The following is a 15,008-nucleotide window of genomic DNA, read 5'->3' on the forward strand; positions in this document are numbered from 1 at the left end:
GTTTTCTTTTTTTGTTAGGTTTTATGGCAGGACACATCCCTCGTAGTTTCATTGATGATCTCCTCGCTCGACTCGATATCGTCGACATTATTGACGCTCGCGTAAAACTTAAGAAAAAAGGCAAAAACTACGGCGCTTGCTGTCCTTTCCACAACGAAAAGACCCCTTCATTTAGCGTTAGCCAAGAAAAACAGTTTTATCATTGCTTTGGCTGTGGTGTGCACGGTAATGCCATCGACTTTATGATGGAGTACGAGCGTTTAGACTTTGTTGAGGCGATTGAAGAACTTGCTTCATTCTTAGGCTTAGATGTACCCCGAGAGCAGCGCCAAGGGGGCAGCTTTCAGTCTAACCAGCCAAAGGCCAACTCGGAACAGAAACGTAATCTTTACGATATTATGGGCAGTATTGCTCAGTTTTATCGCGACCAGCTCAAGCAGCCAAGCAGCAAAGTGGCGATCGATTACCTTAAAGATCGCGGCCTGTCAGGCCAAATCGTTCAGAAATTCGGTATCGGCTATGTGGCGGAAGAATGGGATCTAGTACGTAAGAATTTCGGTCAGAGCCCGCAAACACAAGAGATGCTGGTATCTGGCGGGATGTTGATTGAGAACGATAAGGGCAATCGCTATGACCGTTTCCGCGGCCGAGTGATGTTCCCCATTCGCGATCGACGTGGCCGAGTGATTGGTTTTGGTGGCCGGGTGATTGGTGATGGCACGCCCAAGTACCTCAACTCGCCAGAGACGCCTATTTTCCATAAAGGCAAAGAGCTCTATGGCCTTTATGAAGTGCTGCAAGCACACCGTGAGCCGAAACAGATTTTAGTCGTAGAAGGCTACATGGATGTCGTGGCGTTGGCACAATACGGTGTCGACTACTCTGTGGCTTCGCTCGGCACCTCGACTACCGGGGACCACATCCAACTGCTGTTTCGCCAAACCAATACCGTTGTGTGTTGTTACGATGGCGACCGAGCAGGTCGCGAGGCGGCTTGGCGTGCACTCGAAAATGCGCTGCAGTACTTAAAAACAGGCAATACACTCAAGTTCCTATTTTTGCCCGACGGCGAAGACCCAGACAGCTATGTACGTAAGCACGGTAAACAAGCGCTTGAGCAACAGATCGAACAGGCAACCCCGTTATCGAGTTACCTGTTTGACAACTTGATCGAAATTCACCAACTTAATCTAGGGACGCACGAAGGTAAGTCAGCGCTGCGCGCTCACGCCAGTGCACTGATCGACAAAATCCCCGATCCTTATTTTCAAGAGTTACTAGAAAAGTTATTGGACGAGCGCACCGGATTTGATAACCGCTTGCGTCAGCCGCGCAAAAAGATCAGCGAAACTCGACCTCAACCGCATAAAGAGATCAAACGCACACCTATGCGCGAGGTGGTGGCTTTGCTTATCCAAAATCCGAGCTATGCTGAAATGGTACCGGATCTTTCAAGCGTGCGTGAGTTAACAGTACCGGGACTAAGTTTATTTGTAGAAGTGCTTGAATATTGTCAACAGCATCCCAATATCACTACAGGCCAGTTGCTAGAGCACTGGCGAAATAGTCGCCACGAAGCGCTGTTATCGCGTCTCGCAGGATGGGAAATCCCCCTCGACGACGATAATGAACAAGATATATTTTTAGACTCATTGGACAAAATCATTGCCCAGTGCGTTGAAAAACAAATTGAAAATCTGCAGGCCAAAGAAAGAAGTGTCGGTTTATCAACCGAAGAAAGAAGGGAGCTGCTAGCCTTAATGCTAGATTTAAAAGCGTAACCCTGTTCGAATAGTCAGCAATAAATAAATTTGTTAAGATGTGTGGTTTGCAACTCGCATACTAATTCCTTCACCAGATACTAAGTTGGATACCGTCTATGGATCAAAATCCGCAGTCACAGCTAAAGCAACTTGTCATTAAAGGCAAAGAACAAGGCTATCTGACCTACGCAGAAGTAAACGACCACCTGCCGGCAGAAATTGTCGATTCAGAACAGGTCGAAGATATCATTCAGATGATCAATGACATGGGCATCCGAGTCGTGGAAACCGCTCCTGACGCCGATGATCTTGCTCTCAATGATGATGACACCATCACCGATGAAGACGCAGCTGAAGCCGCTGCCGCTGCGCTATCAAGCGTAGAAAACGAAATCGGCCGCACCACTGACCCAGTGCGCATGTACATGCGTGAAATGGGTACAGTTGAACTATTGACTCGTGAAGGCGAGATCGATATCGCGAAGCGTATTGAAGATGGTATTAACCAAGTTCAAAATGCTGTAGCGGAGTATCCGGGCACCATCCCATACATTCTCGAGCAGTTTGATAAGGTTCAAGCCGAAGAGCTTCGTCTTACCGATTTGATCACCGGCTTCGTTGACCCGGATGCAGACGAGACGACAGCGCCAACTGCAACTCACATCGGTTCTGAGCTGGCTGAGTCGGATCTTGAAGATGAAGACGAAGAAGATGAAGACGATGAAGAGTCGGATGACGACGAATCAGAAGAGGAAGATACAGGCATCGACCCTGAGCTTGCTCTAGAGAAGTTTACCTCTCTGCGCAACACTTTCCAAAACTATCAGCTAGCGTGCAACGAATACGGACGCGAAAGCCCGAAGGCGCAAATCGCGAATGAGCTTGTCATCGATGTATTCAAAGAGTTCCGCCTAACACCGAAGCAATTCGACTACTTGGTTGATGAGCTGCGTACCTCTATGGAACGTGTCCGTACTCAAGAGCGTCTGATCATGAAAGCGGCCGTTGAGTACGGCAAAATGCCGAAGAAATCTTTCATTACTCTGTTTACAGGCAATGAATCTAGCGAAGCATGGTTAGATGAGATTCTTGCATCAGATAAGCCTTACGCCGAGAAGATTCGACGTAGTGAAGACGATATTCGCCGCTCAATCGCAAAACTAAAAGCGATCGAAGAAGAGACGTCACTCACGGTGCAGAGCATCAAAGAAATCAGCCGTCGTATGTCTATCGGTGAAGCCAAAGCTCGCCGTGCGAAGAAAGAGATGGTTGAGGCGAACTTACGTCTGGTTATTTCGATTGCCAAGAAATACACCAACCGTGGTCTTCAATTCTTGGATCTTATCCAAGAAGGTAATATCGGTCTGATGAAAGCGGTAGATAAGTTTGAATACCGCCGCGGTTACAAGTTCTCGACTTATGCGACTTGGTGGATTCGTCAGGCGATTACACGCTCGATTGCAGACCAAGCACGTACCATTCGTATTCCGGTACACATGATCGAAACGATCAACAAGCTCAACCGTATCTCGCGTCAAATGCTGCAAGAGATGGGGCGTGAGCCACTACCGGAAGAGCTGGCAGAGCGCATGCAAATGCCAGAAGATAAGATTCGTAAAGTACTGAAGATCGCTAAAGAGCCAATCTCAATGGAAACACCCATCGGTGATGACGAAGATTCGCATCTAGGTGACTTTATCGAGGACACCACACTAGAGCTGCCACTAGACTCAGCAACAGCAACAAGTCTAAAAGTGGCCACTAAAGATGTTCTGGCTGGCCTAACACCTCGTGAAGCAAAAGTACTGCGCATGCGTTTTGGTATCGACATGAACACTGACCACACTCTAGAAGAAGTGGGTAAGCAGTTCGACGTGACTCGTGAACGTATTCGTCAGATTGAAGCGAAAGCTCTGCGTAAACTTCGTCACCCTAGCCGCTCAGAAACTCTGCGCAGCTTCCTAGACGAATAATCACGTCAGGCAAGCGATTGATGAAAAGGTGAGCAAATGCTCACCTTTTTTGTATTTCCGTGTTTTAAGTGGATAAATTCTAAGCGCATTTAGCTCAGTTCGCGTCTAGACAGCTAGATCGTCATCCCCTATAATCATTGCCCTACACGGCCCCTTAGCTCAGTGGTTAGAGCAGTCGACTCATAATCGATTGGTCCGCAGTTCAAGTCTGCGAGGGGCCACCATATTCGAAAAGGCGTAGCAGGTTAATACCTACTACGCCTTTTGTCTTTCATACCCCCCATCTTTGGGGTCACGCTCTGGATAACGGTCAACGATAGCTTTGAGCGCCGTTTGATGTTCGCGCAGGACATTCACGCATTCACCATCTAGCTTTCCTTCTGCGACCATTTTTCCTAGCTCTATCATGGCATAAGGGATCGACCAAGCTTGTTTGTATGGCTTATGACTGGTCAATGCATCGAATATGTTGGCGACGCAAATAATCCGGCTGCTGATCGGGATTGCTGCTGCTCTTAACTGGCGCGGGTAGCCACTACCGTCAAGAAATTCATAGTGATGGGCAATCACTTGAGCAAACAGTTCTATCGTCGGGTGTTCAGGCTCACCCAATTGGTTGGCAAACTGCTCTAGCAGCTTTTCACCGTGCTCGATGTGGCTTTGCAACTGAACGACTTCCTCGCGAGTGAGTCGCTCTTGCTTACACAACAACTCCGGAGGCAGCATCACTTTGCCAATATCATGAAACTGAGCAAACAAGCTTAAATGCTCGATCCACTCATCATCAAAATCGTAACGCTCAGCCAACCCCGTCGCGATAAGTTCACAATAAGTGGCCATTCTTTGTTTATGAGCACTCGACTCGCGTTGATAAATCGGTGAGCGTGCTACTACAGCATGCGCCTTGTTAAGCAACGCGCTGACCAGCTCAAACTCAGCCAACACCGTCGACTGCAACATATTTAAGTAGGGCGTTAGGTGAGTAAAGTCTTGCTTGTCGAAGGCGCCAACGCGTGATGAAAGGGCAAAGATAAAACCACGAAACTGCTTGGCGGAGAAGACAGGCCACGCCACGCTAGAATGGTAGCCCTGCTCGAGTAGGTGGCGAACAAACGAACAAGTTCTTAACTCACTTAAGTCGGCGAAAACCGTATGAGTACGGCTCTCTAAACTAGGTTTTAAGGCTGGTAGGCTACTAATGGGCGCTTGGAAGTGGAAACCACTCAAACATGGTTGTGCGCTGTCGGCATAGGTTTTAAGTAGATGATCGCACGGGTCATACAGAACAAAACAGACCCTCTCTATCAAAGCATGATGAGCCTGCATACGTTGATGAATAGCAGTAAACTGTTGATTCAATTGGTGGTGACATGACGGTTGCAACGCCATGCGCTCGAATGTCGCTTCCATAACTAGACACTGCCCCTCTCTCCCTTGCACTAAGTGTAGTCGTGAGGCAGCGCATTTCGCCAATAACAATTTTATCAATTAAGCATTTCGTTGATCGACAGCAATTCTCGAGCGCCCTCGTCCTTCGACGAGTTAGAACCCCTTGCTCTTCTTAATCAAATCGTAGGCATTCTGGATCTCTTGGGCTTTTTCTTTCGCCACATTCATCATTTCCGGTGGAAGACCCTTAGCCATCAGTTTGTCAGGGTGGTGCTCATTCATCAATTTGCGATAGGCACGCTTGACCGTTTTCGCATCTGAACTGCTGTCAATACCGAGCAGCTTGTACGCATCACTAAGTTGATCGGCGCTATGAGAGGGCTGCCAACCACTTTGGGACTGATGCGAGTGGCCTTGGCCTGAGCCAGCAAAGCCCCCTTGCTGGAAGCGAAACGCCGCTTCTTGCATTCGCAAGCGTTGTTCAAGTTGATCGGATGAGAAACCAAGTCCGCGCGCGATTTTATGCAGGACATTACGTTCACTTGGATGGATTTCGCCGTCAGCAAAAGCGGCTGAAATCTGCAGTTCAAGGAAAAACTGGATCAAGTCGTAGCGACCACCAGAGGAGATGCGCACTCGCTCAAGTACGGTATCTAAAGGAAAGTCTGCCTCTTTGCCCTCACGAAACGCATTTTGCGCGGCGCGACGCTGCTCACCGTGCAAACTCATCCGGTCCATCATCATGGTGGCAAGCTGAATCTCTTCTCGTGTCACCTGGCCTTTAGCCTTAGCCACGTGACCCATTACCGAAAATGCCGCCTTAAAAAACTCTTCCTGACGCTCTGCCTGACTTGGTCCATTGCCAAAACCGCTATTAAAGCCTGCCTGACGAAGACGACGCGCCTTATCAAATTGATGACCAATAAAAAGACCAAACAGAGCACCAAATGGTCCACCAAATAGGAAGCCAAAAAAAGTACCCAGTATTTTGCCGAAAATGTGCATTATGTGCTCTCAATCTATGAATTTTTATGTCGTAACGCGGTCTGATAGTGCTGTAAGCTACAAATTACTTTATGATAAGGACCGTTTTATTTTCATTCGGTCAGCTATGCACCGGATATATCAAGTTCAACAGGATAGTAAAACTCGATGTCACGTTTCCCTCGCACCTTGTTAGCCGCTTCGATCAGCGCTGCGTTTTTAGTGCCTCAGACACAAGCTGAAACTATAGTAGACGATAGTGTGCAGGAACTGCCCGCTATAGATCAATGTTTGATCAACCAACCAGAGCAGGAAAACCCAAACCAACTTCCAGTCAACGTTGAAGCAGACAGTTTGGAAGCGATCAACGGAGACAAAGCCACCTATCGTGGTAACGTCATCGTCGTGCAAGGCAAAAAACGCATGCAGGCTGACAACGTTACCCTGCATCAACAAGACAACATTGTCGTCGCTGAAGGCAATGTGACCTTTAGTGATGGTGAAGTCAAAACCATTTCAGACAAAGCCACCAATAACCTTAATACCGAATTGGTTGAGTTAGAGAACACTCAATACCAGTTTTTGTGTGAGCCAGGTCGTGGTGAGGCCGTTTACGTGGCTAAAACCGGCAAAGCGGTATATGAAATCGAAGATGGCACCATCACTTCTTGTCCTGAAGGCGACAAGTCTTGGCGTATGCGTGCATCCAGCATCGATATTGACCAAAATGAAGAAGAAGCCACGTTCTACAACCCACGCTTTGAAGTGGCAAATGTGCCCGTTTTCTATCTACCATTTTTGACCGTGCCGATTGGCGATACCCGTAAGACCGGCTTTCTCTACCCGACGGTCTCATACGGTTCTAAGAACGGCTTTGTGATGGAAGTGCCGGTCTACTGGAACTTAGCCCCCAACTACGATTTAGAAACAACGCTCAAGTACATGCAAGAGCGAGGCACTCAGCTCAACAGCGAATTTCGCTACCTATCTGACTTTGGCCAAAGTAGCATCAAATCGGAGTACTTGCACAGCGACAAAAAACATCCCGACAAGGGAGCAAGGTGGGGTGTTCAGTGGTTGCATTCGGGCATTTACGATCAAAACTGGAAAATCGAAGCCGACTACTCACAAGTCAGCGATATCAGCTATTTTTCGGATATCGACTCTAAGATTGGTAAACAAGAAGACGGTCAACTTATTCAAGAAGGTCGAGTCACCTATCGCTCAGCAAACTGGGACGCTTCGCTACTGACTCGAGATTTTCAAATTCTTACCACAGCTGGCAACCAACCTTATCGTCTTATGCCGCAGCTTGATTTTAACTATTACGCTCCAGAGCTGCTGCGTTACCTGGACTTTAATATGGTCAGTCACATTGCTCGTTTTGATACCGATGCCAAAGGCCAACCATCAGCGACGCGTATTCATATAGAGCCAGGGTTTAGTGTACCACTAGGGACGACCTGGGGTTCGTGGGTAACAGAAGCCCGTTTACTGGGAACCTACTATCAGCAAGACTTAGAGGGTGTGGATACCACCTCTGGAGACAAAGAAATCAACCCGTATTACGGTTTAGAAGAGACAGTGACTCGATTGCTACCAGAGTTTCGCTCCAATGCCGGGATAGTATTAGAACGTGACTCCATCGTACTGAGCAACTATTCACAAACACTCGAGCCTCAAGTTCAATACCTTTACGTACCCAAAGTCAATCAGGGCAATATTGGTAAATACGATACTACTGTGTTGCAGACCGACTACTACGGCCTATTTAGAAGTCGTAAGTTCAGTGGTGTCGATGAAATCGCTGCCGCCAACCAATTTAGTTATGGCGCATCGACCCGATTTTTTGATGACGGTTTTAAAGAGCGTCTCAATATCTCTTTCGGTCAGATTATTTATCTCGATGCCAACGAGCGCCTAGACTCGACTACCGATTCGCCATCTAACTACTCAGCGTGGGCGGTAGAGATGGATTTCAACTACGACGACTATCTGTTCTATCACGGCGGCATTCAATATGATGTTGACACCAGTGAAGTGCAACTGGGCAATAGCACTTTAGAGTATCGTTTTGCCGACGGTTATATCCAAGGCAACTACCGTTACGTGACCAAGGAATATATCGATAACACCGTTGACTTTAATATCAACAGTATTACTCGTGATGGTATCTCCCAAGCAGGCCTCTTAGCTGGCTATCAACTTTCACAAAACTGGAATGCAAGCGGTCAGTATTTCTACGACATGACCACAGATGAAGCGTTAGAGTGGCTGGCGAAACTTAATTATACTTCAGACTGCTGGTACATCGGCTTTACTTACAGTAAACGCCTGAAGGGCTGGCAAGGTGACTACATCAATACCAATACCGCGACACCTCTGTACGAGAACAACTTCAGCCTGAACTTCGGTATTATTGGATTTGGTACTTCAATCGGTGCCGGGTCTGGTCTTGCAGGACTAGAGGATGCGGGTAACTCTTTGGGCTATGGTCGCCCATTTTTCTTGAACAACTAATCAGCCAGCCTGATGTCTAACTCATCAAGCTATTTGAACTTATAGGATCCTCAATGAGATTTTACAAACAGACTTTGCTGGCACTCTTAACCAGTTGCACAGTGCTCACCGCCTCTGCTGAGCCAGTGGCGTTGGATAAAGTTGCCGTTATTGTCAATAGCAGCGTGGTACTGCAAAGTGATATCGAAGCGTCGATCAAATCATTAAAGGCCAACGCTAAAAAGAGTGGCCAAGACCTGCCACAAGAAGAGATTCTGCGTGAACAGGTCATGGAGAAGTTGATCGTCGACACTATTCAGCAGCAGGAAGCTGAGCGCATTGGTGTGCGTATTGACGATAACCGCCTCAACCAAGCGATCGCTGATATTGCCAACAATAACCAACAAACCGTCGAGCAACTTAGAGCCACATTGGAACAAGAGGGCCTTAGCTACGCGGAGTTTCGTGAGCAAATTCGTAAAGAAATCGCCGCGAGTGAAGCGCGCAATGCGTTAGTCCGCCAACGCATCAATATTTTGCCGGCTGAAGTCGATAATCTCGCCGAGCTGCTGGCTCAAGAAACCAACGCAACAGTGCAGTATAAAATCAGCCATATTCAGCTGCGCATCAACGACGGCGCCGATAAAAATGCCATCGAAGCGCAAGCCAAACAGCTCGTCGACCAACTCAATCAAGGCGCCGACTTTAGCACCATGGCGTACACCTACTCAAAAGGCCCGAAAGCCCTGCAAGGTGGTGATTGGGGCTGGATGCGCAAAGAAGAGATGCCAACCATCTTTGCCGATCAAATTAAACTGCAGAACAAAGGCAGCGTCATTGGCCCATTTCGCAGTGGCGTGGGTTTCCATATCCTAAAAATTGATGATGTAAAAGGGCTAGAGACAGTCGCGGTTACCGAGGTTAACGCACGCCATATTCTGATCAAACCCACTGTAATCTTAAGTGATGAAGGTGTTCAGAACGACCTTAACGACATTATTCAGCGAATTCAGGCTGGTGAAGCCACCTTTGCGGAAATGGCTCAGCAGTACAGCCAAGACCCTGGTTCTGCTGCGCAAGATGGTGAGCTCGGCTATCAAACCTCTGATATATATGTGCCTGAGTTCAAACATCAAGTGGATACCCTTCCGGTGGGGAAAATCAGTGAACCATTCAAAACTGTCCATGGTTGGCACATTGTTGAAGTCATCGACCGCCGTGAAGTAGACCGTACCGACTCAGCAATGAAAAACCGAGCTTATCGTATTCTATTCAATCGCAAGTTCAACGAAGAGGCGAGCGCTTGGTTACAAGAAATGCGCGCGAGTGCATTTGTTGAAGTGGTGAATGACCAAGATGACAGTTAAACGCATTATCGTCACCGCAGGTGAGCCTGCAGGTATTGGCCCAGACTTAGTCCTCGCATTATCAACAGAGAGCTGGACACACCAAATCGTTGTCAGTGCCGATAAAAATATGCTCGCTGAACGCGCCAAGACGCTGGGCATTGAGGTAGAACTGATTGATTATCAATCGGATGCTCCCATCACTCCGCAAAAAGCGGGCAGTTTGGTGGTCGAGCATATTCCGGTTGCCAATCCAGTGGTTGCAGGCCAGCTTGATGAAGGCAACGGCCACTATGTATTAAATACCCTAGAAAGAGCCGCATTGGGCTGTATGAATGGTGAATTTGATGCTATTGTCACCGGCCCTGTACACAAAGGGGTGATCAATCGTGCTGGGGTTGCGTTTAGTGGTCATACCGAGTTCTTCGCCGAAAAATCCAATACCCCACTGGTAGTGATGATGCTGGCGACAGAAGGGTTACGCGTTGCCTTGGTCACCACACATATCCCGCTCGCTTACGTGTCAAAAGCGGTGACGGCAGAAAGACTCGAAAAAATTATCGATATTCTCCACCATGATTTGGTCGAGAAGTTTGCGATTCCAGCCCCGACTATTTATGTTTGTGGGCTCAACCCCCATGCGGGTGAAGACGGTTGCTTGGGCAAAGAAGAAATCCAAACCATCACCCCCACGTTGGACAACATACGCCAACAAAAGGGCTACAATTTGATAGGACCGCTGCCAGCCGATACTATTTTTAATCAAAAGTATCTTCAAGAGGCGGATGCGGTGCTTGGGATGTACCATGATCAAGTACTTCCAGTATTGAAATACAAAGGGTTTGGCCGCTCAGTAAACATTACTTTAGGACTGCCTTTTATTCGGACCTCCGTTGATCACGGCACCGCACTAGATCTTGCAGGGACTGGCAGTGCGGACACAGGGAGCTTCAGAACGGCCCTAGCTCATGCCATTGAGCTGGTCGATAAGAAAACCAATTAACTTGAGAGAATTATGAGAAACGATGTCCACTTAGGGCACAAAGCGAGAAAGCGCTTTGGTCAAAACTTCCTAAATGATCCTTATATCATTGATGGAATTGTCTCTGCAATCAACCCTAAACCCGGGCAAAACCTGGTTGAAATCGGCCCTGGTTTGGGCGCAATCACTGAGCCTGTCGGTAAAGAGGTGGATAAATTCACCGTTATCGAACTCGACCGAGATCTCGCTGAGCGCTTGCGTAATCACCCAGAACTTGGTGATAAGCTGACCATCCATGAAGGCGATGCCATGCGCTTCGACTTCACTCAGTTAGTCAAACCAAACAATAAGCTGCGTATTTTCGGTAACTTGCCTTATAACATCTCGACTCCTTTGATGTTTCACCTGTTTGAGTTCCATAAAGACATCCAAGATATGCACTTTATGTTGCAAAAAGAGGTAGTGAATCGCCTTGCCGCTGGGCCAGGAACCAAAGCCTATGGCCGCTTAACTGTGATGGCGCAGTACTTCTGCAAAGTAGTGCCGGTATTGGAAGTACCACCGACCGCATTTGTTCCACCACCAAAAGTTGATTCCGCCGTGGTCCGCCTAGTCCCTTACGAAGAGATCCCTCATCCAGTGACTAACTTAAAGTGGCTCGACCGCGTCTGCCGTGAAGGCTTTAACCAGCGCCGTAAAACAGTGCGTAACTGTTACAAGTCGCTGTTGTCTGCAGAGGTACTCGAGCAGTTGGGTGTGAACCCAAGTATGCGTCCAGAGAACCTGACTCTGCAGCAGTTTGTCGACATGGCGAACTGGCTCGATGCCAACCAATAAGTTAAGATAGAATCAAAGGAGGTAGGCCGTTGGCTTATCTCCTTTTTGACTTTTTAGGAGTTTACATGGAAGCTGCCCCTTGTATAAAAGTCCAAGTGCATAGCAAGTACATTGCCGAGCAATCCCACCCAAACGCCAAACGCTATGTGTTTGCCTACATCATCACCATTAAAAACCTCAGTCAGCAGAAGGTTCAATTGATCAGCCGCCGCTGGTTAATCACCGATGCAAATGGCAAGCAAATGACCGTAGAGGGAGAAGGCGTCGTCGGTGAGCAGCCTGTTATTGATGCCAATGACGAATACACCTACAACAGCGGCACTGTGATTGAAACGCCAGTCGGTGTCATGCAAGGTCAATACATTATGCACGATAGCGAAGGCAAAGAGTTCATCGCTGAAATCGATCCGTTCCGTCTCGCCATTCCCAACATTCTCAACTAGGTACGCTCTGTGGCCACATACATTGTTGGCGACCTGCAAGGTTGCCTTGACGAACTGCTGTTACTACTCGATAAAGTCAACTTCCAGCCAGGTGCCGACATTTTGTGGGTCGCAGGGGATCTAGTCGCTAGAGGGCCGAAATCGCTAGAAGTACTGCGCTACCTCAAATCGTTAGGCGATAATGTACAGATAGTACTGGGCAATCATGATCTCCACCTATTAGCGGTTTCAATGGGTTTGTTTAAGGCCAAAGACAAAGACAGAACCGCCCCCATTTTGCAAGCTGAAGATAGCAAGGCACTGCTCAAATGGCTGAGAAAACAACCTCTACTTGCCGAACATCAAGAGTTTGTAATGTGCCATGCCGGTATTTCGCCACAATGGACCTTAAAGCAAGCCCGTCATGCCGCGCGCGAAGTGGAGGCTATCTTACACAGTAAAGAGTGGCGCTGGCTGATCGAAAACATGTATGCTAATCAACCAGACCGCTGGTGTGATTCGTTGCAAGGGATTGAGCGCTATCGCTACATTATCAATGCCTTTACTCGAATGCGCTTCTGTTATCCAGACGGTCGTCTTGATATGGCGTGTAAGCTTCCGCCTAGTCAAACCAACAGTGAAGAGCTGGTTCCTTGGTTTGAAGTCAAACAGAGAGAGAAACTGAAAAAGACGGTAATTTTCGGCCATTGGGCGGCGCTTGAAGGTTATCGAGGCAAGAAAGTCATCGGTCTTGATACCGGATGTGTTTGGGGAGGAAGCTTAACCATGCTCAGATGGGAGGATAAGCAGTTCTTTACCCAACAAGCGTTAGCGAGTAGCGAGTAGCGAGTAGCGAGTAGCGAGTAGCGAGTAGCGAGTAGCGAGTAGCGAGTAGCGAGTAGCGAGTAGCGAGTAGCGAGTAGCGAGTAGCGAGTAGCGAGTAGCGAGTAGCGAGTAGCGAGTAGCGAGTAGCGAGTCATTGTTGAAGGTTTGACGCCATGCGTCAAACCTTTTGTTTTCAAATCAGACCGCTGTAATCTTCTGGGCGCTGCCCGTTTTTTCTAAAACCACAAAACGCATATCATAAGCGTTGTTTTCATCCGCAGCATAGCTTTCTGAGTACGTCTCACAGAACTCATCACTCCAGGCTGGGAACTGAGTATCGCCGTCGACGTTGGCATCGATGTAGGTAACATACAACTTATTCGCTTGCGCTAAGCAAGCTTGGTAAATCGTGCCACCGCCAATAATCATCACTTCCTCAACTTCACCAGCGGCCTGCAATGCTTCATCGATAGAGGTGACTGTGGTAACCCCGTCAATCTCTAGCTCGCTATCTCGACTGATAACAATGTTGTGCCGGCCTGGTAAAGGACGACCAATCGATTGATACGTTTTACGCCCCATCACAACTGGCTTGCCGAGTGTACAGCGCTTAAACCAGGCAAAGTCCGCAGGCAAGTGCCAAGGCATCTGGTTGTCTTTACCAATTACGCGATCTTGTGCCATCGCCGCGATCATGCTGATGATCATTTTCTACTCCTAACACCCTAAACTATTGGTTTTCGGCGATAGAATAACAATCCTGGCATGGCTAAGCCAACCGCAAGTCCAGCAATAATAAACATCGCTTTCAAAAAGTTCTCCATCAGCATGGCGACCAGTTCAGGAGAGTAGCCTCTATGGTTAAGCTCAACCAGCGCGATCATCGCTTTAAAAGCAAACACGCCGGGCACCATAGGGATCAATGCAGCAACGGTAAAGACTTTGGGATGCGCCAAGAAGCGCGCTGACCAATGAATCCCCACCATACTCACTATCATAGCCGCAAAGAAGGTCGCCCACTCAATCGGTACACCAAAGTGCATCATCAGATAGCGCGAGCCATGGCCAATCGCACCACCTAAAGCGCAATAAATCAGAGCTTTTTGTGGCACATTGAATACCAACGCAAAACCAACCGCAGGGATGGCGGCGAAAAACATGTCATTGAGTAGACCAAAAAACAGTGACCAATCCATCATGCGACCCATCCCCAAACACCGACTAGGCTCATTGCCGCAACAATGCCTAAGCTCGTCGCTAAGGTCAGCAGACTCGCCATCACGAAGCGCGCAATCCCCATATTGATATAGCCTTTGAGCATATCTGCAACAGAGTTAATCAGGGGAAAACCCGGCACCAACATCAACACCGATGAGGCCATGACTAAAGAGGGAGAGTTGCCCATTTCATAGATCACCGCTTGAGCCGAAATAAATGTGGTAACAAAGGCCGTCGCAGCAAAGTTCATTAGCGGATTGAAGTGACGATGGCCGATTTCTTGGCGTACCACCATCCCCACGGCAGAGGCGATAAAAGTCATAGCGAAGACCGTCCAATCTCCTCCGGCCAAGCGACTAAATGCAGCGCAAGAGAGCCCGATCATTACCACCACTAACCATCGGTTGTAACGCTCTGGGCTTATTTTATCGAGCTTACGCTGCGCTAAGGTATGGTCGATAATCCCGCGCTCTAGCATGATGCAGATACGCTGAACCTGGGTAATCGCACGCATATTGATCCCCCGATCAGGGCAGCGGCGAGCGGTGGTGATGCAGTGCTCTTGATATACCGTGGTGACCACAAGGGAGCTGGAAGAGAGCGAGACTTCCACTTCATCCATCCCTGCCGCCATACCGAAACGGCGCATTAAATCACCCACTAATGTGCTTTCGGCGCCATGGGCCAAAAGCATTTGCCCAGCTTGAGCAATCAAACGAGACACGGCTCGCTGTTTGGAGGCCATACTTAAATCCTACTCCTTTAGAATC

Annotated in this window: 13 protein-coding genes and 1 tRNA gene; 9 read left to right on the forward strand and 5 right to left on the reverse strand. The window is 48.2% G+C overall.

Annotated elements, in window-relative coordinates; all coding sequences use genetic code 11:
- Positions 1 to 23 precede the first annotated feature (23 nt).
- The 3 genes from dnaG to MTO69_RS11610 all read left to right on the forward strand — a co-directional run bounded on the left by dnaG (position 24) and on the right by MTO69_RS11610 (position 3,960).
- Positions 24 to 1,781: a DNA primase gene (gene dnaG, locus MTO69_RS11600; RefSeq protein ID WP_248329402.1), complete on the forward strand. Its 1,758-nt coding sequence runs from the start codon at positions 24 to 26 to the stop codon at positions 1,779 to 1,781.
- Between the two features lie 98 nt (positions 1,782 to 1,879).
- Positions 1,880 to 3,736: an RNA polymerase sigma factor RpoD gene (rpoD, locus tag MTO69_RS11605; protein ID WP_248329404.1), complete on the forward strand. Its 1,857-nt coding sequence runs from the start codon at positions 1,880 to 1,882 to the stop codon at positions 3,734 to 3,736.
- 148 nt (positions 3,737 to 3,884) lie between these two features.
- Positions 3,885 to 3,960, forward strand: a tRNA-Ile gene (locus MTO69_RS11610).
- 31 nt (positions 3,961 to 3,991) lie between these two features.
- Here MTO69_RS11610 and MTO69_RS11615 read toward each other — a convergent pair.
- Together MTO69_RS11615 and djlA are read right to left on the reverse strand one after the other, a co-directional pair.
- Positions 3,992 to 5,146, reverse strand: a complete 1,155-nt coding sequence (locus tag MTO69_RS11615) for an HD-GYP domain-containing protein (RefSeq protein ID WP_248329406.1) — start codon at positions 5,144 to 5,146, stop codon at positions 3,992 to 3,994.
- A 132-nt stretch (positions 5,147 to 5,278) separates the two neighbouring features.
- A complete protein-coding gene (gene djlA, locus MTO69_RS11620; RefSeq protein WP_248329408.1) occupies positions 5,279 to 6,130 on the reverse strand; it encodes a co-chaperone DjlA in 852 nt (283 codons plus the stop codon).
- 147 nt (positions 6,131 to 6,277) lie between these two features.
- On the opposite strand from djlA, the gene lptD reads away from it, so the two are divergent.
- The 6 genes from lptD (at position 6,278) to apaH (ending at position 13,041) form a co-directional block, all read left to right on the forward strand.
- Positions 6,278 to 8,629 (forward strand): LPS assembly protein LptD, encoded by a 2,352-nt coding sequence (lptD, locus tag MTO69_RS11625; protein WP_248329410.1) that lies wholly within the window; start codon positions 6,278 to 6,280, stop codon positions 8,627 to 8,629.
- A gap of 53 nt (positions 8,630 to 8,682) precedes the next feature.
- On the forward strand, positions 8,683 to 9,975 hold the full coding sequence (surA, locus tag MTO69_RS11630; RefSeq protein ID WP_248329412.1) for a peptidylprolyl isomerase SurA: 1,293 nt from the start codon (positions 8,683 to 8,685) through the stop codon (positions 9,973 to 9,975).
- Positions 9,965 to 10,957, forward strand: a complete 993-nt coding sequence (gene pdxA / locus MTO69_RS11635; RefSeq protein ID WP_248334472.1) for a 4-hydroxythreonine-4-phosphate dehydrogenase PdxA — start codon at positions 9,965 to 9,967, stop codon at positions 10,955 to 10,957. The genes surA and pdxA overlap by 11 nt, the downstream gene beginning before the upstream one ends.
- A 12-nt stretch (positions 10,958 to 10,969) precedes the next feature.
- Positions 10,970 to 11,773 (forward strand): 16S rRNA (adenine(1518)-N(6)/adenine(1519)-N(6))-dimethyltransferase RsmA, encoded by an 804-nt coding sequence (gene rsmA / locus MTO69_RS11640; protein WP_248329414.1) that lies wholly within the window; start codon positions 10,970 to 10,972, stop codon positions 11,771 to 11,773.
- Positions 11,774 to 11,838: 65 nt separating this feature from the next.
- Positions 11,839 to 12,216 (forward strand): Co2+/Mg2+ efflux protein ApaG, encoded by a 378-nt coding sequence (gene apaG, locus MTO69_RS11645; protein WP_248329416.1) that lies wholly within the window; start codon positions 11,839 to 11,841, stop codon positions 12,214 to 12,216.
- A 9-nt stretch (positions 12,217 to 12,225) separates the two neighbouring features.
- On the forward strand, positions 12,226 to 13,041 hold the full coding sequence (apaH, locus tag MTO69_RS11650; protein ID WP_248329418.1) for a bis(5'-nucleosyl)-tetraphosphatase (symmetrical) ApaH: 816 nt from the start codon (positions 12,226 to 12,228) through the stop codon (positions 13,039 to 13,041).
- Positions 13,042 to 13,218: 177 nt separating this feature from the next.
- Here apaH and folA read toward each other — a convergent pair whose 3' ends face one another.
- From folA to MTO69_RS11665, 3 genes are read right to left on the reverse strand one after another with little or no spacing between them, the layout of a single operon-like run.
- Positions 13,219 to 13,728, reverse strand: a complete 510-nt coding sequence (folA, locus tag MTO69_RS11655) for a type 3 dihydrofolate reductase (protein WP_248329420.1) — start codon at positions 13,726 to 13,728, stop codon at positions 13,219 to 13,221.
- A 17-nt stretch (positions 13,729 to 13,745) separates the two neighbouring features.
- On the reverse strand, positions 13,746 to 14,219 hold the full coding sequence (locus tag MTO69_RS11660; RefSeq protein WP_248329422.1) for a threonine/serine exporter family protein: 474 nt from the start codon (positions 14,217 to 14,219) through the stop codon (positions 13,746 to 13,748).
- On the reverse strand, positions 14,216 to 14,983 hold the full coding sequence (locus tag MTO69_RS11665) for a threonine/serine exporter family protein (protein ID WP_248329424.1): 768 nt from the start codon (positions 14,981 to 14,983) through the stop codon (positions 14,216 to 14,218). Before MTO69_RS11665 ends, MTO69_RS11660 begins: the two co-directional genes overlap by 4 nt.
- Positions 14,984 to 15,008: the final 25 nt, after the last annotated feature.

Source organism: Vibrio sinaloensis (genome assembly GCF_023195835.1).
GTDB classification, from domain to species: domain Bacteria; phylum Pseudomonadota; class Gammaproteobacteria; order Enterobacterales; family Vibrionaceae; genus Vibrio; species Vibrio sinaloensis_C.